General features: G+C 58.2%; 14 protein-coding genes. 6 read left to right on the top strand and 8 right to left on the bottom strand.

Features of this window, described 5'->3' with window-relative positions; genetic code table 11:
* Positions 1 to 51: 51 nt before the first annotated feature.
* From AACR93_RS11580 to cmoM, 6 genes are all read right to left on the bottom strand, one after another.
* The gene (locus AACR93_RS11580) at positions 52 to 642 is read right to left on the bottom strand and encodes a hypothetical protein (RefSeq protein ID WP_043850874.1); all 591 of its coding nucleotides are present in this window, start codon (positions 640 to 642) and stop codon (positions 52 to 54) included.
* Positions 643 to 746: 104 nt separating this feature from the next.
* Positions 747 to 1160, bottom strand: coding sequence for a septal ring lytic transglycosylase RlpA family protein (locus AACR93_RS11585; protein WP_043850875.1), 414 nt, complete (start codon positions 1158 to 1160; stop codon positions 747 to 749).
* 438 nt (positions 1161 to 1598) lie between these two features.
* Positions 1599 to 6026: a chromosome partition protein MukB gene (mukB, locus tag AACR93_RS11590; protein WP_043850876.1), complete on the bottom strand. Its 4428-nt coding sequence runs from the start codon at positions 6024 to 6026 to the stop codon at positions 1599 to 1601.
* 3 nt (positions 6027 to 6029) lie between these two features.
* On the bottom strand, positions 6030 to 6749 hold the full coding sequence (gene mukE / locus AACR93_RS11595; protein WP_005336835.1) for a chromosome partition protein MukE: 720 nt from the start codon (positions 6747 to 6749) through the stop codon (positions 6030 to 6032).
* Positions 6730 to 8049, bottom strand: coding sequence for a chromosome partition protein MukF (gene mukF, locus AACR93_RS11600; RefSeq protein WP_042030892.1), 1320 nt, complete (start codon positions 8047 to 8049; stop codon positions 6730 to 6732). The genes mukE and mukF overlap by 20 nt, the downstream gene beginning before the upstream one ends.
* A gap of 100 nt (positions 8050 to 8149) precedes the next feature.
* Positions 8150 to 8926: a tRNA uridine 5-oxyacetic acid(34) methyltransferase CmoM gene (gene cmoM, locus AACR93_RS11605; protein WP_033113262.1), complete on the bottom strand. Its 777-nt coding sequence runs from the start codon at positions 8924 to 8926 to the stop codon at positions 8150 to 8152.
* A 101-nt stretch (positions 8927 to 9027) separates the two neighbouring features.
* Here cmoM and elyC point away from each other — a divergent pair, with 101 nt between their 5' ends.
* The 3 genes from elyC (at position 9028) to pfkA (ending at position 11812) form a co-directional block, all read left to right on the top strand.
* Entirely contained in the window at positions 9028 to 9798 is a 771-nt protein-coding gene (gene elyC / locus AACR93_RS11610; RefSeq protein ID WP_043850877.1) for an envelope biogenesis factor ElyC, read from the top strand.
* A 135-nt stretch (positions 9799 to 9933) separates the two neighbouring features.
* On the top strand, positions 9934 to 10689 hold the full coding sequence (gene tpiA, locus AACR93_RS11615) for a triose-phosphate isomerase (protein ID WP_041207655.1): 756 nt from the start codon (positions 9934 to 9936) through the stop codon (positions 10687 to 10689).
* 151 nt (positions 10690 to 10840) lie between these two features.
* Entirely contained in the window at positions 10841 to 11812 is a 972-nt protein-coding gene (pfkA, locus tag AACR93_RS11620) for a 6-phosphofructokinase (RefSeq protein ID WP_041207654.1), read from the top strand.
* 1470 nt (positions 11813 to 13282) lie between these two features.
* Here pfkA and AACR93_RS11625 read toward each other — a convergent pair.
* Complete coding sequence (locus AACR93_RS11625) at positions 13283 to 14524, bottom strand: dicarboxylate/amino acid:cation symporter (protein ID WP_042030891.1); 1242 nt, start codon at positions 14522 to 14524, stop codon at positions 13283 to 13285.
* 268 nt (positions 14525 to 14792) lie between these two features.
* Between AACR93_RS11625 and ppnP the strand changes: the two genes are divergently transcribed.
* From ppnP to AACR93_RS11640, 3 genes are all read left to right on the top strand, one after another.
* Positions 14793 to 15077, top strand: coding sequence for a pyrimidine/purine nucleoside phosphorylase (gene ppnP, locus AACR93_RS11630; protein WP_043850878.1), 285 nt, complete (start codon positions 14793 to 14795; stop codon positions 15075 to 15077).
* A 152-nt stretch (positions 15078 to 15229) separates the two neighbouring features.
* Entirely contained in the window at positions 15230 to 16615 is a 1386-nt protein-coding gene (locus AACR93_RS11635; protein ID WP_043850879.1) for an L-serine ammonia-lyase, read from the top strand.
* A 275-nt stretch (positions 16616 to 16890) separates the two neighbouring features.
* Positions 16891 to 18261 (top strand): L-serine ammonia-lyase, encoded by a 1371-nt coding sequence (locus AACR93_RS11640; RefSeq protein ID WP_041207648.1) that lies wholly within the window; start codon positions 16891 to 16893, stop codon positions 18259 to 18261.
* A 171-nt stretch (positions 18262 to 18432) separates the two neighbouring features.
* Here the strand turns inward: AACR93_RS11640 and AACR93_RS11645 are convergent, their stop codons facing one another.
* Positions 18433 to 19959 (bottom strand): fumarate hydratase, encoded by a 1527-nt coding sequence (locus tag AACR93_RS11645; protein WP_042030888.1) that lies wholly within the window; start codon positions 19957 to 19959, stop codon positions 18433 to 18435.
* Positions 19960 to 20215: the final 256 nt, after the last annotated feature.

The raw sequence follows: 20215 nt of genomic DNA on the forward strand, positions 1-20215 counted from the left end.
CCTTGATAACACCTTCGAGAATATTGGCGATGAACTATTTAAATATGACGATTACTCTGTTGTCGCCCCCTTGTGGCAAGCCAGAGCCACAATAGCTAAGGAGAGGATGGTCAGTATCAACAAGTGCTTGGCCAGCCATTCGTCGCTTGGCCTATAACGCAGTAGGCCTTTGTACGTATTTTCATAACTTATCAAGACCTGCTCACCTTCCTGCACCTGCCACGCCTGTTCGAAATAAAAGGGCCACCAAAATCTGTAATAAAGCTGACTCCAGACCGTGACCCGTTTTCCTTTTGCGGCAAGCAACGCTGCTTTGTTATAGATACTACCTCGATAGGCTATTTCCTCTCCCGAGTCCGTCAGGATCCTGATCGCGGAGTCATGTGCAGTACGGAGGGGCTTATAAACCTGCACAAGCACTCCCTCATTTTTCGTCAACTGTTCCAGCGGCAGGATGGGGTTAAGCAATTCAACGTAAAAAAACACGCTCCAGAAGCCCGCCATGATGGCTACCGCCACCAGAAACTTGGTCCACCCCTTTTGCATGGCACGGACGCCGAACACACGCCAGAACCAGGTGGCTTGCATGCGCGCCTTCGTCATGCGCCATTGTTTGCGAAACGCGAAAATGTCCATAGTCATGCTTTATTCATCCCTGTGTATGTTTCCAGCCGCCATCTGCTGCAAAGACATTACGATCTGCAGAGCCCACCATATTCCACCAGAGTCTGCGACATCGTAAGCAGTCACAACACCTCAACCTTTACTTTGATAATTCCATCGCGAATATTGCCGATGGTGCTGAAGGCAGATTTGGAGAGATCGATAATACGCCCGCTTTTAAAGGCGCCACGATCATTGACCTTGACCACTACGCTCTTGCCGTTGGCGAGGTTGGTCACCCGCACCATGGAGCCAAAGGGCAATTCCATATGGGCGGCGCTATTGAGGTTGTTGCGATAGAGCTCGCCGCTGGCGGTCTTTTTACCGTGATAGCGGTCGGCATAATAGCTGGCATAACCGGTCTCGCTATAGCCGCGCCAGCTGCCGCCGTGGCTCTCGTCATAGCGGCTGCTACAGGCTGCCAGCAGCAGGCAGACAAACAACAGCCCCCCTTTGCAGGCCGATTGCACCACTCCCTCTCTCCCGATGCCGCGCATCTACTTCTCCTCGCTCACCTTGCCGGATAGATAGCCCGGCTGATCATCTCGCGTCGCAGTAACGGGGAGATTCTCCCCATACCGGCAAGCCACCGCAATGTAGGCGGCCCCTTGCCATCATGGCGCCCAGCCCTGTTGCCAACGCAGTGGTCACCGCGATTGTTGCAATAAACACAGGCTTTAAATCACCACTGTTGCACCCAAGAGACAATCAAGGGGCCACTTTTCTGCTCTCGTTTGCCAACAAGAGCACGCAAACACCCTCCGATCTGCGTCCGCAACGCAGCACAACAAGAGGGATACTTATTAACCAGAACCGGGCAAGCCCGTTCATCCGCTGCCTTATCCCATCGCAGGCTGCGCCGCTACTTTGCCATATTTTTCCAATAAAAAGGGAGGCGAATGCCTCCCTTTTCTCCAGCTATTTGCCCATCAGAGTCAGGCGATCAGCTTGTCGTCGGCGAAGCCGAAGCCGCGCAGACCCACCACATGCACGTGCTCGTGCTTGCCCTGCACCTTGCGGATGAGCTTGTAGGTGGTGCCCTTCTCCGGGCTGATGTTCTCCGGCGCCGCGATAAGCAGCTGCATATCCTGACGCTCGCACAGTTCGAACAGGGTGGCGATGGATTTGCCATCCAGACGGGCCGCTTCGTCGAGGAACAGCAGACGGCAGGGGGCGATATCCTTGCCGCGCAGACGGCGGGACTCCTCCTCCCAGCTGATCAGCACCATCAGCAGGATGGCCTGACCGGTACCGATCGCCTCACCGGTAGAGAGCGCACCGCTCTCGGCACGCAGCCAGCCATCGGCCCCGCGCTGCACCTCGATCTCCAGCTCCAGATAGTTGCGATAGTCGAGCAGCACGTCGCCCATCACCTGATAGCTGCGATCCCCCTGCTCGATCTGCGGGTTCAGGCGCTGGAACAGCTTGGCCATCGCCTCGGAGAAGCTGAGCTCCTTGTCGGCGAACAGATCGTTGTGCATGGCGGTTTGATCGGCCAGCGCCGTCAGCAGACGGGTGTGGGCCTCGCGGATATTGACGTTGAGGCGCACCCCGCGCACCAGACCGAAGGCGATGTTCTGCAAGCCCTGGTTGAGCACCCGGATGCGGTTCTGCTCGCGGCGGATGATGTTGGTGATCTTGGCCGCCACCTCGTGAGAGGAGAGCGACAGATGGGTTTCCCGCTGCTTGAGCTCGTCTGCCAGACGCGCCAGCTCGATCTCCATCTCCTCGATCGCCTCAACCGGATCATCGGAGCGGATGATGTCGTTGCGGATGCGATCCTTGAGGTAACGGTAGACCTGCACGTAGAAGGCGACTTTCTGCTCGGTGCTGCGGTTGCCCTCGGAGAGACGCAGCGCATCGCGCAGGGCCTCGTCGTGGGCCACCGCCACCCGCAGGGCGCCGAGGGCCTTGTCCGACATGGAACGCAGCTCGTCGCCGTCGAGGTACGCCAGCTCGCGCTTGTTGAGGCGCTTCTCGACGTCGGTCTCCCGCGCCAGCCGCACCACCCGCGACCAGCTCGCCTTGTGGCCCACCAGAGATTTACGGGCGCTGTAGTAATCCTTGCCTTCCAGCTTGAGACGACCGCCAAGGGATTCAATCTCGCGCTTGGTGACCTGCAACTGGGCCTCGGCGCTGGTGCGACGGGAACGGGTACGGATCAGCAGCTCTTCAATCTCTTTCTTGTGGGCGCGCGCCTTCTCTTCCATATCGTCAGAGAGGGTCAGCCCCATGGCCGCCAGCTCCTGCTCGAACTCGGTCAGGGTCTGGCGCTTGGCCTCGACGCTGGAGTTAAGCGCGGTGCGCAGCTGCAGCGCCTCGGTGTGGCGCAGGGCAATCTGCTTGTGCTGCTCGCCGGCGGTGCGGGCCGCCAGCTCTGCCGCTTTCAGCTTCTCTTTGAGTCGCTCGCTCATCTCGGACGCCTTGCCCAGCAGGTCTTGTGCATCCTGATAGGCAAAGTGCGGCAGGCGGGCCACCAGCTGATCGAGGGCGTAGCAACGGCGCTTCTGCTCGGCCAGCAGGTCGCTCACCTCATCGTAAGCCGCCTGCAGCGCAGCCAGATCCTGCGGATCCTGACGCAGCACCTGCACCATGGTTTCCAGTTTCTCCAGCGCCTTGCCGTGTTTGGCGATAAAGGCTTCGGCCTGTTTCAGGGCCTCAACGTCGGCATGAGCCGCCTCGAGGCGGACCGCCAGATCAGTCTCGGCAAACAGGTGGGCAAAGGGCAGCATGCCCTGCACCAGCTGGATATGGCGCGTCAGCTGGGCGGCGGCGGCTTTGGCCTCGGCCAGCTGCTTGTCGCACTCGCCGATGGCCCCTTGCAGCGCGCGCAGTTCGGCCTGTTTGGCCTGCACTTCGGCTTCGGGGTCGGGGCGGAAGGCGATATCCAGATGCTGGCCGATAAAGTCGCGGAAGTGACCGTAGAGACGATGGTACTTCTGCTGCTCGAAGGCGGCCTTGGCGTAACCCTCGATGAGCCCTTCGCGCTCAAGGTCGAGCTGCTCGATCCGCTTTTCCCGAGCGGCGCGGCCAAACAGCGGCAGCTCGGGGTAGCGGGAGAAGCGCACCTGACGCTTGCTGGTGCGCACCAGCACGGCGTCCCCCAGCTCGTCCGCTTCCACGAGATCCTCGTCAAAGGAGTCGGGATTGCCCTGAATGAGGTAGATATCTTCCGGGCAATCTTCCAGCTTTTTCAGCCGCTCGATGGCCCCCTCAAGGTCGAGCACCACCAGGGCGCTGCGAGCCGGGCCGTAGAGCGCGGAGTAGTAAGGGGCATCGTCGATGGAGATGTCGTCGTAGACATCGGAGAGCAGCACGCCCCCCACCTGCTCGGCAATGCGGGCAAGACGTGGATCCGCCTCGCCTGCCCCCAGCTGCAGATTGCGAATTTGCAGCTCCAGCGCCTGTTTCTGCGCCGCGATGCGGTTGCTCTCCTGTTCGAACTCGCGCTCCTTGTCGAGCACTGTCTGCATACCGGCCGAAAGCTCTTCGGCAGTGGCGAGCGGCAGACCGCTCTGTTCGCGCAGCTGCTCGAGCTTTTCAAAGGATTTCAGCCAGCGCGGCGCCAGCTTGGTCAGCTCAGCAATATCACGACCCAGCTGGGTGCCCTGATGCTCGAGGCTGGCGCGGCGCTGGTTCACCTCCGCCTGCTGCTCGGAGAGCTCCTCCTGACGGGTGCGTTGGGCTTCGAGGAAGATCTCCAGCTCATCGCTGCTGGCAATCAGCTGGCCAGAGGCCTGCTGCAGCTCGTCGCGCAGCTTGAAGAGACTCTTCTGGCTTTCGCTCTCTTTCTCGAGGCGAGCCAGCGCGGCGCGCAGCCCCTGCCCCTGGGCAATGCGAGCCTTGTCTTCGATGTGACGCTTGAGCAACGCCTGCGCGGTGGGCCAGGCGGCCTCGCGCACTGTCTCCGGGGCGATGCTCAAAAGCAGCGCCAACGCCGCTTCATGCTCGGCTACCGCCGCCTTGGCCAGCGCCAATTGCTGTTCGGCCCCCAGCACCCGGCTGGTGAGGCTCTGCTCGGCTGCGCGGAACTGGTGCAGGGTGTCGCTCGCCTGTTCGGCGGTCAGCCCCGGCAGCTCGCACTGCTCGCGGGCAGCCTCCAGCGCCTGCACCGCTTGACGGTACTGGATGGCGCGGGTCTGCTGAATATCGAGCGCCTGCTGGTAGTCGGCCAGCTGGGTCTTGAGGCTGTCGACTTCTGCCTGTGCCAGCTCCTTGCGCTCTTCCACTTCCAGCAGCTGGCCGTGGATCTCCTCCACCACCGCTTGCTGCTGCTCGAGTTTGTCAGAGAGATCCGCCAGATCGGCGCGGTACATCTCGATCTTCTTCTGCAAGGAAACCGCTGCCATCACCTTGGCCAGATGCTCTGAGGCAGACTCCAGCTCGTCGGTCAGCAGTTTCTCGCGGTTGGTGAGCTGCTCCACCTCGTCGGCCAGATAGATGGCGCGCTGCTTCTCTTCGGCCAGAATGCGGCGCTTGTCGGCCAGCTCCTGACGCGCCTTGAGGGCCAGCTCGGAGAGACGGCTCTTCTCGGCGGCGTTGCGCACATAGTCGGCGGCCACATAGTGGGTGGTCTCGGTGATCAGGTTCTTGAACAGATCCCGCTGACCCTGGGTCTCCTTGATCGCTTCCAGCGTGCGGCGGTTTTCATAGATGGCCGCCTCCATGTCTGCAAACGCCTTGCGTACCCCGGAGTTCTCCGGCAGCAGGTACTCGCGCAGGGAACGGCTGATGGACGAGGAGATGCCGCCGTAGAGGGAGGCTTCGATCAGGCGGTAGAACTTGCCGCGATCTTTTTGATCACGCAGCTTCTTCGGGGTGATACCGAACTCGAACATGAAGTTGTGATAGTCGGTCACCGTATTGAATTTGGCGACTTTCAGCGCCCCCAGCTCGGCGGCCGCCCCTTTCAGATCGGTAAAGGCGCGTACCCGGCCCTTGCCGCCATCAAGCTTCTCCAGCAGCAGATCGGTCGGTGCCAGATTCTCCGGCACATCCACCAGAGCAAACGGGGTGATGTTGACCTTGTTGTCACGGTTGGCCACCTGCTCGAGGTGGACGCCGACCCAGATCCGCTGTTCGCGGCTGTTCATCACTTCCAGCAGGGAGTAGCAGTGGCCGCGCTGCAGCTTGCCGTAGAGCCCCTTGTCACGAGAGGCGCTGCTGGAGCCCGCTTCCGTGGTATTGCGGAAGTGAAGCAGTGACTGGTCGGGGATGAGCGCCGCGATAAAGGCCGCCATGGTGGTGGACTTGCCCGCGCCGTTGCCGCCGGAAAGAGTGGTGACCAGCTGGTCGAGATCGAAGGTCCGGGCAAAGAAGCCGTTCCAGTTGACCATGGTCAGGGATTTGAACTTGCCTCGCACCGGTTATACCTCCAGATCCAGTTGTTCTTCATCGAGATCCGCCTCGATGTCATCAAAGAGCGAGTCGCTGCTCGGCATTTCGTCGTCGTGGAAGATGGCTTCACCCTCCTGGATCATCCGCAGTTGAACGGCGCGCGGATCTTCATCGGAACGCACGTCAGCGGCGAAACGGAACACCGATTCGTTGACCCGGAATTTATCCCCGTTGCCAAGGGCGGTGATCATGCCAAGGCGGCGCAGACGGCGCATGGAGGTACGGATCTTTTCGAGCAACTTCTTCTTGTCGAGATCGGTACCGCCGGAGCGGCTGTTGACCATCCGCAGCAGCTGCTTCTCGTCGGCGAGGCTCAGCACCTCTTCTTGCAGCTCGGCCATGGCGAATACCCCTTCCGAAGCCAGACGGTCCGGGCTCAGGTAGAGGTAGCAGAGCACCTTGCCCACCAGCATATCGAGCTCGGAGAGCACAGTGGTGCCGATGTCGGAGCTCGGGCGCGGGCGCAGGTAAAAGAAGCCTTCCGGCGCCTTGATCAGCTCCACCTGATAGCGGCCGTAGAAGATCTCCAGCTCGCTGTGATATTCGACCAGCGCCGAATGCTGCTCGAACTCGTCGGCACTGATGTGGCGGCCGGAGCGCAAGGCGGTGTCGATGCGCGGAAACAAGGGGTTGGCAATCGCCTCTGCAAGGCGCAGCGGCAAGGGAAACTCAGAATTGATCAATGACATAGGCCTGAACCTTGGATCCAGCTTGGTTAATGGGTTTCCATGCGGGTTGGCGATGCAGTTCACGCTCGCCGCTGGCATGGCCCAGGCGCACGGCCTGGTCGATCAGAAGACGCGCCACATCGAAGTGGGCATGGGCCGGGTAGTCCAGCAGGTATTCCCGCAGCACATCGGCCAAGTCCAGCTGCTGGCCCTGCTCGGGGTAGCGGGCCAGATAGCGCTCGATACGCTCGGCCAGCTCCTGGTTGATATCCACCATCTCGACGTACTCCATCTCGAGGGGCACCTCGCCGGTCACCTCCTCGTCGTGGATGGCGATGGTTTCGTCGCGCAGCTCCAGCAGACGGGGCTCTTCGGCCACCCGCAGCTGCCAGTTGTGCTGCTCGAAATTGCGGATGGACTCGCGCAGCCGCTGGCTGAAGGCACGGTTCTTGTCCATGTCGATGGCGTTGCGGATAAATTTGTGGACGTGCCTGTCGTAGCGGGACCAGAGCTCGATGCACTGCTGACCCCAGCTGGTGATGACGTCAAGGCGCCCTTGCAAGGCGTGAGTCAGCTCCTCGACGTGGAACAGATCGTCGCGCCCCTGCGCCGCTTCCTGAATATTGAGCAGCCCTGCCTGCAGGCGGTGGCCGGCAGCGTCCAAAGTATCTTGCAGCTCGCGCAGGGTCTGGCCGGTCTCGTGCAGCAGCTTTTCGCAGCTGTGAATGGCATCGACCCAGTTCTGGGTCAGCAGGGCCGCGATTTCGCTCTTGACCTGATTCTGCTGCTCATCCATGGCGCGCTGGGTGAGATCGATCCGCCCCAGCGTCTCTTCCAGCGAGAAGGTGAGCCGTGGCAGCACCTCGGCATCCCACTGCTCGCGGGTGTTGGTCTCCAGCGCCGCCTTGCGGGCGGTGTCGAGCTCGGAAGCCAGGTGCTCGAGCAGAATGGAGAGCTTGATGGAGTCAACCTGACGCTGATCCATAAAGAAGTCGACAATGCTCACCCCCAGGCGTGACAGGCGGTAGAGGCTCTCCCCCGCCACCATGTCGGTGTTGAAACGCGACAGCAGCTGCTGGCGAATGAGATCGTTGATGGCGTTGTTGGCGCGACCGGTGAGGGTCTCGTCCATCTGGCCGAAGGCGCTGCTGACATAGCCGAAGGCATCGTGCAGCGCCGCTTCCGACAGGTCCGACTCATCTTCGGACAGGGTCTTGATTGCAATCAGAAAGGCCAGCCGGTCGGTCGGCAGGCTCAGCGCCAACCCCTCCTGCCTGACCCATCCCACCATCTCTGGCAGGGTACGGGATGTACTCATCATGATGTTGTCATCTCGTTGTTGTATTGGGCGCAAAATCGTGCGCGCGGCTACATCCGGTAGCATCGAAAACATGGTTCACATCGACGTGAACAGCGAGCAATCAACTGGCCGGCTTCTGGGCCATCACATGGATATAGCGACCGAGGGAGACAAAAGGCTCCTGACGGCAATATTGCTGCTCCATGGCCAGCAGATCGTCGAACTTCTCCACCTGATCCTGCTTGTGACGCATATAGTCGTGGATCACCCGCACCCCGGTCTTGCCGATGATGCGCAGCCCCCCGCGACCAATCCAGTCATAGACCTGCTCCGGCAGCTGGGGATTGGTGGGCGTAAGCGCAGTCTGGCGCTTCTTGCGAAGACCAAGGCGCACATAGTCAAAATTGCCCACCACCAGGCTCTGGAACAGCAGGCCATGACGGTTGTAGAAAAGCAGCGACAGTATGCCCCCGGCATTGACGAAAGGGAACAGACCCAGCAAGGTCTGACGCGGCTCGGCAAGCCACTCCAGCACCGCATGGCAGAGCACCAGATCAAAGGTCCCGGTCACGTGTTGCTTCAGATCCTGAATGGGGCAATGGATGAGACGAATTTTGTCTTCCAGCCCCTTCTCGGCGATCTGGCTGCGGGCCAGTTCCAGCATTTCTGCTGACAGATCGCACAGCTCCACCTGATGACCCATGGCCGCCAACTTCTGGGCGAAATAGCCAAAACCGCCCCCAGCATCGAGGATGCGCAGCGGTCGGTTGCCAAGGCGGGCCAGGCAGGCTTCGATGTCGCTCCAGACAATGGTGGTGCGGATGCGCCCCTTGGTGGAGTCGTAAATGTTGCGGGCGAACTTATCGGCGCGCCCGTCAAAACTCTGATCGTGCTTCAAGGAGAAACTCAACATTAGCGCCACAGGGTTGTGGCCATCCCAAAAAAGAGAGGTATTCTGTCACATCCCGAATTTGCTGAAAACTCAAGGAAGTGTCTGCCGTGTTTGTGCTCAAAAAGTGGCTTGGTCAGCTGTTGATGCCGCTCCCCTTCTCCCTCTCCCTGCTGCTGGTTGCCCTGTTGCTGCTCTGGTTCACCCGTTTTCAGAAAACCGGCAAGCTGCTGGCGACTCTGTCGCTGCTGCTGGTCGCCCTGCTGGGAATGCGGCCGGTGAGCTACGAACTGGCCCGCGGGCTGGAGCAGACCTTCCCGCCGTTCGAGGTGAGCCAGCATCCCAACATCGACGCCATCGTGGTGCTCGGCAATGGCCATGTCAGCGATCCGGCGGTACCGATGCGCAGTTGGCAGAACAATATCTCGCTGGCACGGACTCTCGAAGGGGTTCGCCTCGCCCAGGCCTATCCCGACGCCGATCTGGTATTCTCCGGCTATGTGTCGGGGGATCCCCTCTCCAATGCCGAGGTCAATGCCCGGATGGCCGAGAGCCTCGGCATACCCCGTTCGCGGATGACGTTGTTTGAAAACAACAAAGACACTCATGATGAGGCGGTCAGTATCAGCCGCCATCTGAAAGGAAAAGAGGTGGCGCTGGTTAGTTCTGCCACCCACCTGCCGCGCGCCATGGCCCTCTATCAGGGTCAGGGGCTCAACGCCGTGCCGGCCCCCACCGATTACACCGCCAAGCAGAGCCAGGTGGCCCAGCCCCTCTACAGTTATTTACCCAAAGGGCGCTATCTGATGTATTCCGAAGCTGCCATCCACGAATGGATTGGGGTATGGTGGGCCCGCTTGCGGGGGCAGGTTAACGAATGAGCAATCAAGCGTTTCATTCCTGATTTGGATCAGGAAAGCGAAAAAAAATTACGTCATTTGCCGCCGGGTCAGCTATCTTGGGCTCGGTTCAATTCATATAATGTTGCGCAATCAAATGCCTAGGAGATTAAGAAGATGAGACAGCACCTGGTAATGGGTAACTGGAAACTGAACGGCACCAAGGCTTCTGTAGAAGCTCTGATCAAAGGACTGACACCGGCTGCTGCCGCTCATCCTTCTGTGCAAGTCGCCGTCTGCCCGCCGGTTATCTTTTTGGGTCTGGTTGAGCAGCTGACCGCTGGCACCAAAATCGCCTACGGTGCCCAGAACGCCGACGTACACGAGTCTGGCGCCTTCACCGGTGAAAACGCTCCGTCCATGCTGAAAGCCTTCGGTTGCACCTACTCTCTGGTCGGCCACAGCGAGCGTCGTACCCTGCATGCAGAGAGTGACGACGTGGTTGCTGCCAAGTACGAAGCGATCCAGAAAGGCGGCCTGGTGCCGGTTCTGTGCATCGGTGAAACTCTGGAGCAGTTCGAAGCCGGCGTGACCAAGAACGTGGTTGAGACCCAGCTGAAAGCCGTTATCGACCGTTGCGGTATCGCCTCCTTCAACAACGCCGTTATCGCTTACGAGCCGGTATGGGCCATCGGTACCGGCAAGACTGCCACTCCGGAGATCGCTCAGTCCGTTCACGCTCACATCCGTCAGTACCTGGCCGGTTTTGATGCCGCCGTTGCTGCCAAAGTACAGATCCTGTACGGCGGTTCCGTCACTGGCGCTACTGCTGCCGACCTGTTCGGTCAGCCGGACATCGACGGTGGCCTGGTCGGTGGTGCGTCCCTGAAAGTGGACGACTTCTCCCAGATCATCGCTGGCGCTGCCAAGTAATCGCTGATTACGGCAAAGAGAGGGGCTTGTCCCCTCTCTTGTATCGCTTTTCCTATGGTGGCCCCCGCATCCCATACGAAAGCCGATATAGTAAAAGTGGCTTGTCTATTTCCAAACATTCGTATTTGACAACTCAGATCCAGAGGCACTCATGACCAAACAAATCAAACGTATTGGTGTTCTGACCAGTGGTGGCGACGCGCCGGGTATGAACGCAGCCATCCGCGCTGTGGTTCGCGCCGGTCTGCATTACGGCCTGGAAGTTTACGGTATTTATGATGGCTACCTCGGTCTGCACCAGGATCGCATCGTCAAGCTGGAGCGTCACAGCGTCTCCGACGTGGTCAACCGTGGTGGTACTTTCCTCGGCTCCGCCCGTTTTCCTGCTTTCAAAGACCCCGCAGTGCGCGCCGAAGCGATCGAGAATCTGAAAAAGCATGGTATCGATGCGCTGGTCGTCATCGGTGGTGACGGCTCCTACATGGGTGCCAAGAAGCTGACCGAAGAGGGTTTCCCCTGCATCGGCCTGCCGGGCACCATCGACAACGATATCGCCGGTACCGACTTCACCATCGGTTTTGATACCGCTCTGAACGTGGTAGTTGACGCCATCGACCGTCTGCGCGATACCTGCAGCTCCCACCACCGTATCTCTGTGGTCGAGATCATGGGCCGCCACTGTGGCGATCTGGCCATGTCTGCCGCCGTTGCCGGTGGTGCCGAGTATGTGATCGTGCCGGAAGTGGCCTTCGACAAAGAGAAGCTGCTCAAGCAGATCAAGGAAGGCGAAGCCAAGGGCAAGAAGCACGCCATCATCACTATCTGCGAGCACGTTACCGACGTGAACGCGCTGGCCAAGGATATCGAAGCCCTGACCGGTCGTGAAACCCGCGCCACCATTCTGGGTCATATCCAGCGTGGCGGTGCCCCGACAGCCCGTGACCGCATCATGTCCAGCCGTATGGGTGCTTATGCCGTTGAGCAGCTGCTGGCTGGTCACGGTGGTCGCTGCGTCGGTATCCAGCGCAACGAGCTGGTACACCACGACATCATCGACTGCATCGAGAACATGAAGCGTCCGTTCGATCAGGAGCTTTACAACCTCTCCACCACCCTGTTCTAAGAACCGCACAAGAACAAGCTGGTTATGCAAAAACCCTCCATCCGGAGGGTTTTTCTATTTCTACGCGCAGATCACCGTGGTGCCCAGATAATGGATTGGTGCCAGTACATTTGGCAATGTCATCAGGCAGATCTGCCAACTGTGAAATAACAACAATGCCTATATGACCGGCTTGAGGTTGGGATTGAGGTTGCGCTTCAGCTCGGCCAATTACCCCACCGTTGCAGTCGCTACCGACAGTTTGCCCAGCCTCCTCTCTGCATCATCTCTTCCGCTCAATCTTATTCCCCCCACTGTTACTGTTGTCCTCTGGTGCTCCTGTTAGGCGATGCGTTATCTCTAATCCGCACCGACGGGGCTCAACATTGGCTACAGATACAGGCAGTCGCAGATCGGGGGCCTATCTCGCTCCCCCCCTGCAGGTTGCAACTTGTCCCCTTGAGGGAAAAACCGCTTCCCAAGCCACTATTGCACCAACCAATATCAATCACGCTATCTCATCCATAGTCAGAGGCTAAAAAATGGGCTACCTCTGCATTTTTTCTCTCTCAGATCCGGCTACATCGCTAAAAACAGGGCTATTTATGCAAATCCATGAACAGAAGATCGTGATAAAACCCTAACCATGGCGCTGGATTGCATGCCGATACCGGCATTACTCTCTTTCAGAGGGGGATTATCTTCGCCAGAAGCGGTAAAACCAGATTCACAGCCATTTTTTGACGCTAAAAATGGCTGCTTAGCCCAACAAAAAATGTAAAACCAATTAATAGCTCCATTCAAACCCCTGAATTCAGATTCCACGCACTTAACTAAAACACTGAAAATAAAGGATTTTTAATGTGGCGCCCCCATTAAAGAAACCAGCACCTCAAACATAGAGGATAAAACAGCCAAAGGATTGCAAAAACAGAGCTTTCATTACCACGAAGAACAAAAAGCTAACTTTTATCAATTAAACCCTTGTTTTAAGCTCCTGTTATGGTATCTTGACCTCATCAACCAACAACCTGGGGAGAAAAAAGATGAAAGAGTTTGTTGTTACCGCTGTTTTTACCGTGTTTTTCACCCTGGTTGCTGTCTCTCTGCCCTCGCTGTCACAGCTCTAAGTCGGATAGAGAGGCATCAATCGGGAACGAGCCTCTCTGGCATGACGCTTTAATCGCCACAAACTGACGTTTTTAGCCATCAGTGCCGAAATGGTCAACATGGATATGATTTCAAGCTGTTGTGGTTGCTTGTTTAACCACACTTCTGACTGAGCCAACGTCAGACCATCCTCGGGGGAGCCAAGCTCCCCTTTTTGCTACCTGCCGTCTGACAACACCTTTGCTCTCTCCTTATCCTTTCCTCCTCTTCTACCGCTTTGCTGCTTGTTCTGATCAATCCATTTTTCCAGTAACCAGCGGGCACAAAAAAGCCCCCACCCGAAGGTGAAGGCTTGTGGCATAACCAGAAGGGTAATCCCGCTTATACCTTGTTCCAGCGCTGCGGGTCATACTCCGGGCTGAAGCGATCAACGATCACGGCGCAGGCTGCGTCACCGGTGATATTGAGGGAAGTCCGGATCATGTCGAACAGACGATCCAGCGCGAACAGCAGCGGCAATCCTTCGATGGGGATCCCTGCCGCCAGCAGCACCGCCACCACCAGGAAGCTCGGGCCCGGCACACCGGCTTGGCCAATCGCGCCCAGGGTGGCCGTCACTATGATGGCGGCCCAGGCACCGACGCTCAGATCGATGTTGTAAACCTGCGCGAAGAAGATGGCGACCAGACCGTAATAGATGGCGTTGCCGCTCATGTTGATGGTGGCCCCCAGCGGCAACACGAAAGAGGCCGTTGCATTGGTCACCTTCAGATCCTGTTCGCAGGTCTCCATATTGACCGGCAGGGTCGCCATGGAGGAGGCGGTAGAGAAGGCAACGATCTGCGGCTTCTTCATCGCCGAGATATAGGTCATCACCGGCGTGTTGGAGAAGAGTGCCACCAGCAGCGGGTAGACAACAAAGCCGAAGATCAGAATCGCAGCGACATAGACCACAAACAGCTTGAGCACCAGCGTCAGCACATCGAAGCCATAGGTGCCGATGGCATCAGCCATCAGACCGAATACCCCGAGCGGCGCGATGATCATTACCTTGTTGATCATCCAGACAAAGGCATCCACCAGGGTATTGAGGCCATCGACCAGCGGCTTGGCCCGCTCGCGCGGCTGTTTGGCCAGCGCAATGCCGAGGAACATGCAGAACACCAGGATCTGCAGAATGTTCGCCTCGTTGAGGGACTGGAATACGTTGGTCGGGATCATGCCAAGCAGAGTTGCGACGGCATCCGGCAGCGCCCCTTTATCGGCATAATCACCGCCAAACATGGAGGAGACAGAGCCAAAATCGACACCGACACCCGGCTTGAAGATCTGTCCCATCACCAGTGCCAGCAACACGGCCAGTGCCGAAGTGACAAGGAAGAAGGCCAGCGTGGCCACCCCTATCTTGCCTGCTGCCGGGCTTGCCCCCAGATTGGCGGCACCGGAGAGGATGGCAACCGCCACCAGCGGGATCACCAGCATCTTGATGAGCTGGATAAAGAGGGTACCGAGTGGGGCAAAGATGGTGGCCTGCTCACCCATGAGCACCCCGACCACTGCCCCCAGTACCATGGCCACCACAACCTGGAAGCCAATATTTTTTATGAGTCCTTTAGTCAACACAGTACTTTCCTTTATGTAGCTACATTCGCACTTTCCCAGTGCAATAAACCAGACAGGGGAATGAGCTCCTGCACATTCCCCTGCTGCGGCGTGTTATCGCATATTTCATTGCTGTTTGAAATCGACAAATCGTTAACAGAAGCTATTAATAATTTTCTAAAAAGCGCATTTCCCACCCTTTGGTTGCGTTTTTTGCAGTCAGCCCAATGACAACTGGCAAAATGTTGTGCTAGCTTGGCTGCACAACCGAACATACAAGGATGTAAAGATGCTGAAAGTTAACGAATATTTTGACGGAAATGTAAAATCCATAGGTTTTGAGCAAAAAGGCGAAAAATCCACTGTCGGTGTCATGAACATCGGTGAATACCTGTTCAATACCGCAGCCCCCGAGCGGATGACGGTGATCAAGGGTGCCCTGACCATCCAGCTGGCGGATGAAGATGAGTGGCACACCTACAGCCAGGGTGAATCCTTCCTGGTTGCGGGCCACTCCTCCTTCAAACTGGAGGTGACTACCCCCACCGCCTACCTGTGTGAATTTCTCGACTGATCAGCCCGGCTGAAGGGGCTCATCCCTTCAGCCCTCTCTCCCCCTCCTGCTCTTCATATCTCTACCCATGTCACAGCGCGGCACATCCCCGCTTTTCATCCATGGCAAAAATCCTAGAATAAACAGACATAAACCATCACCGGAGTGGTGTCATGATCAGTGTGTTTGACCTTTTCTCTATCGGTATCGGCCCCTCCTCTTCCCATACAGTCGGTCCCATGCGCGCCTCTTATGCCTTTGTGCAGCAGCTCAAGCTCCATGGTCATCTGCCTCATACTGCGCGAGTCGAAGTGGAGTGTTACGGCTCGCTGGGCCAGACCGGCAAGGGACACGGTACCGGCAAGGCGATCATTCTGGGGCTGTCGGGCTTTGAACCGGAATCGGTCGATATCGATGCCATCCCCGCCATTCTGGCGCGAGTGGAAAAGGAGCAGAGCCTGCAACTGGCAGGTGAGCAACCAAGCCATTTTCCGCGCACGGGTGCCATCATCTTCAACCGCCGAAAAACCCTGCCGGCCCACACCAACGGCATGACTCTGCGCGCCTTTGGCGAAGATGAGAACCTGCGCTTCAGCCAGACCTACTACTCGATTGGCGGCGGCTTCATCATTGAAGAGAGCCACTTCGCTACCGCCAAGGAGGAGGCCGCCAGAACGGATAGCGAACACCCGATCCCCTACCCCTTCGAGAGCGGCTCCCAACTGCTGGCCCACTGCCAGGAAAGCGGTCTCTCCATCTCCGGCATCATTCTGGCCAACGAACGAGTCTTTCGCAGCGACGAGCAGATAAAGAGCGGTCTTCGCAAGATCTGGCAGGCGATGCAGGGTTGCGTCGAGCGGGGCTGCAAGAGCGAAGGGGTTCTGCCGGGCGGGCTCAAGGTACGGCGCCGCGCCCCGGGGCTATTTCGCCAACTCAGCTGCGAGACCAACTTCAACAAGGATCCCCTGATGGTGATGGAATGGGTCGATCTGTTTGCGCTGGCCGTCAACGAAGAGAATGCGGCGGGCGGACGAGTGGTCACCGCCCCCACCAACGGCGCCTCCGGCATCATTCCGGCGGTGCTGCACTACTATGATCGCTTCGTCCACAAGGTCGATGATGACGAGCTGGTGCGCTTTTTCCTCACCGCAGCAGCGATCGGCATCTTATATAAGAAGAACGCCTCCCTCTCGGGAGCGGAAGTGGGCTGTCAGGGTGAAGTGGGCGTGGCCTGTTCCATGGCGGCCGGCGCGCTGACCGAACTGCTGGGTGGCAGCCCGGCCATGGTGGAGAACGCCGCCGAGATCGGCATGGAGCACAACCTCGGGCTCACCTGCGATCCCATCGGCGGGCTGGTACAGGTGCCCTGCATCGAGCGCAACGCCATGGGCGCAGTGAAAGCGATCAATGCAGCTCGTCTTGCCCTGCGTGGCACTGGGGAGCACAAGGTGTCGCTCGACAAGGTGATCAAAACCATGTGGGAGACCGGCAACGACATGAAGACAAAGTACAAGGAGACGGCTCGAGGCGGCCTCGCCGTTAACATTACCGAATGTTAAAAAACGGCAATTGACTCCATTTGGTTCCGAAATGCCCGGCATCGCCGGGTATTTTTATGGGCAAACGCTTAACAAAATGGATAAGCACCAAAATAAATTTTATACTCGCGCCTCAAACTCAACAAAAATAGATCTATTTCAACTTTTTTTAGGTCGCGAGCCGTTACACTACGGTTATATGGTTCAGTGACCTGCGCAAACCAGCGCGTTCCATGGATCTCCCAAATTTCTGTGAGTGGGCATGCCGCCCCCTTCTACCCTGAGGTAATAGTGACATGATCAGCGTTTTTGATATCTTCAAAATCGGTGTAGGCCCCTCTTCTTCCCACACTGTTGGCCCGATGAAAGCAGCCAAACAGTTTGTTGACGAACTGCGCGCAGGCGGCAAGATCCGCGATATCACCCGCATCAATGTCGATGTCTACGGCTCCCTCTCCTGGACCGGTAAAGGCCACCACACCGACACCGCCATCATCATGGGCCTGGCCGGCAACCTGCCGGAAAACGTCGATATCGATGCCATCCCTGAGTTTATCTCCCGCGTAGAACAGACCGAGCGCCTGCCGATCGGCCTGCACTGCCACACCGTCAGCTTCCCGCGCGATGCCATGGTATTCCACGACGAAGCCCTGCCGCTGCACGAAAACGGCATGAAGCTGACTGCTTTGATCGAAGATGAAGTTGTCTACAGCAAGACCTACTACTCCATCGGTGGCGGTTTCATCGTTGACGAAGAGAACTTCGGCAAGGCTGACAGCGGCGACATGTCCGTGCGCTATCCGTTCAAGAGCGCCGCCGAGCTGGTTGCCCACTGCAGCCAGACCGGTCTCTCCATCTCTGCCCTGATGATGGAAAACGAGAAGTGCTTCAACACCCCGGAAGAGATCTACAAGAAGTTCGGCAAGATCTGGAACACCATGCGTGAAGGTATCGAGCGCGGCTGCCGCACCGAAGGCGTTCTCTCCGGCCCGCTGCGCGTGCCCCGTCGTGCGGCTCCGCTCTACCGTCAGCTCAACACCAACGAGAATCTCTCGAGCGACCCGATGAACATCGTTGACTGGGTCAACATGTTCGCTCTGGCAGTGAGTGAAGAGAACGCAGCCGGTGGCCGCGTAGTCACCGCCCCGACCAACGGCGCTGCCGGCATCATCCCGGCCGTACTGGCCTACTACGACAAGTTCATCCAGCCGGTTGGCCGCGATGAGTACACCCGTTTCTATCTGGCTGCCGGTGCCGTCGGCATCCTCTACAAGATGAACGCCTCCATCTCCGGCGCCGAAGTAGGCTGCCAGGGTGAAGTGGGTGTCTCCTGCTCCATGGCCGCTGCCGGTCTGACCGAGCTGATGGGCGGTAGCCCTGAGCACGTCTGCGAAGCTGCTGAAATCGGTATGGAACACAACCTGGGTCTGACCTGCGACCCGGTTGCCGGCCAGGTTCAGGTGCCCTGCATCGAGCGTAACGCCATCGCAGCCATGAAGGCGGTCAACGCCTCCCGTATGGCCCTGCGTCGTACCTCCAAGCCGCGCGTCTCGCTGGACAAGGTGATCGACACCATGTACGTCACCGGCAAGGACATGGACTCCAAGTACCGTGAAACCTCCCGTGGCGGTCTGGCCATCAAGGTGATGCAGGTTGCCTGCGACTAAGCAGCCACTGGCTGGCATGACGACAAAAGGCGGGTTATCCCGCCTTTTTTCTTTTTACCTGTTCCGGCACTTCGTCACTGGAAGAGTGGATAACAAAAAGGATGGCCTTGCTGGCCATCCTTTTTTATCTGCTCTATCCAGCCAATCACGGCACCAGGGCCGCACGCCGGATCAGGAGGAGAGTTTGCCATCCAGTTCGGCAATCTTGGCTGACCAGTAGGCAGGGCCGGTTTCGTGGATATTGTTGCCTTCGGAATCGACCGCTACGGTCACCGGCATATCTTCCACTTCAAACTCGTAGATCGCTTCCATGCCGAGATCGGCAAAGGCCACCACGCGGGCTTTCTTGATCGCCTTGGCCACCAGATAGGCGGCGCCACCAACGGCCATCAGATAAACAGCCTTGTGCTGCTTGATGCTCTCGACGGTTTTCGGGCCACGTTCGGACTTGCCGATCATGCCGATAAGGCCGGTTTCACCCAGCATCATGTCGGTGAACTTGTCCATCCGGGTGGAGGTGGTGGGACCTGCCGGGCCGACCACTTCGTCGCGCACCGCATCGACCGGGCCAACGTAGTAGATGAAGCGGTTGGTGAAATCGACCCCTTCTGGTAGCCCTTCGCCGCGGGCCAGCATATCGGCGATACGCTTGTGGGCAGCATCGCGGCCGGTAAGGATCTTGCCTGACAGCAGCACGGTATCACCGCTCTTCCAGCTGGCCAACTCGGCCTTGGTAATGCCGTCGACGTTGACACGGCGCACGTTGCCACCCGCTTCACGGGTGATCTCCGGCCAGTCGCTCAATTTCGGTGGAGTCAGTTCGGCCGGGCCTGAACCATCGAGTTCAAAGTGAACGTGACGGGTCGCAGCGCAGTTGGGGATCATCACCACCGGCTTGGAAGCAGCGTGAGTCGGCGCGGATTTCACCTTCACATCCAGCACGGTAGTGAGGCCGCCCAGGCCCTGGGCACCGATCCCCAGCTTGTTGACCTTGTCGTAGAGTTCGACGCGCAGTTTCTCTTCAGTGGTTTGCGGGCCACGGGCCATCAACTCCTGAATGTCGATGTGCTCCATCAGCGCCTCTTTGGCCAGCACGGCGGCCTTCTCGGCAGTACCGCCGATGCCGATGCCGAGCATGCCGGGCGGGCACCAGCCCGCGCCCATGGTCGGCACGGTTTTCAGCACCCACTCGACGATATCATCGGAGGGATTGAGCATGACCATCTTGGATTTGTTCTCGGAACCACCGCCCTTGGCGGCGATGCTCACCTCAACCTTGTCACCCGGGATCATGTCGATATGGACGACCGCCGGGGCGTTGTCTTTGGTGTTTTTGCGACTGCCAGCCGGGTCGGCCAGCACCGAGGCACGCAGCGGGTTGTCCGGGTTGGTGTAGGCACGGCGGGTACCTTCATCCACCATCTCCTGCACCGTCATGTCACTGTCCCACTGCACCTGCATGCCGATCTTCACAAAGCAGGTGACGATGCCGGTATCCTGACAGAGCGGACGGTGGCCTTCGGCAGACATGCGGGAGTTGATCAGGATCTGGGCCAGCGCATCCTTGGCTGCGGGGTTGGCTTCCCGATCATAAGCAGCTTTGGCGGCCTGGACAAAATCCAGCGGGTGGTAATAGGAGATGTACTGGAGGGCATCTGCGATGGAATCGATAAAATCCTGTTTTTTTATAATGCTCATATCATCCTCACTGGTCCTTGCGTCGCACGGGGGCGATGGACAAGGGCTTCCATATGATGGCTGTACAGAGGCGCAAACCAAACACTATCGGTCAGCAAAAAACCTGAAGCACAGCAGTTTTTTCTTTAGTCACCGACACCTATGATACGCTTGCCCACCAGCACCGACTAGGGTTCGGGAATCAAACTGTTGCCTGTGTAACATAAAATGACGCCATCACTGCATATCCATTATCCAGATCATCACACTCCTCTCC

The organism is Aeromonas sp. L_1B5_3 (genome assembly GCF_963866575.1).
In the GTDB taxonomy this organism is placed as follows: domain Bacteria; phylum Pseudomonadota; class Gammaproteobacteria; order Enterobacterales; family Aeromonadaceae; genus Aeromonas; species Aeromonas jandaei.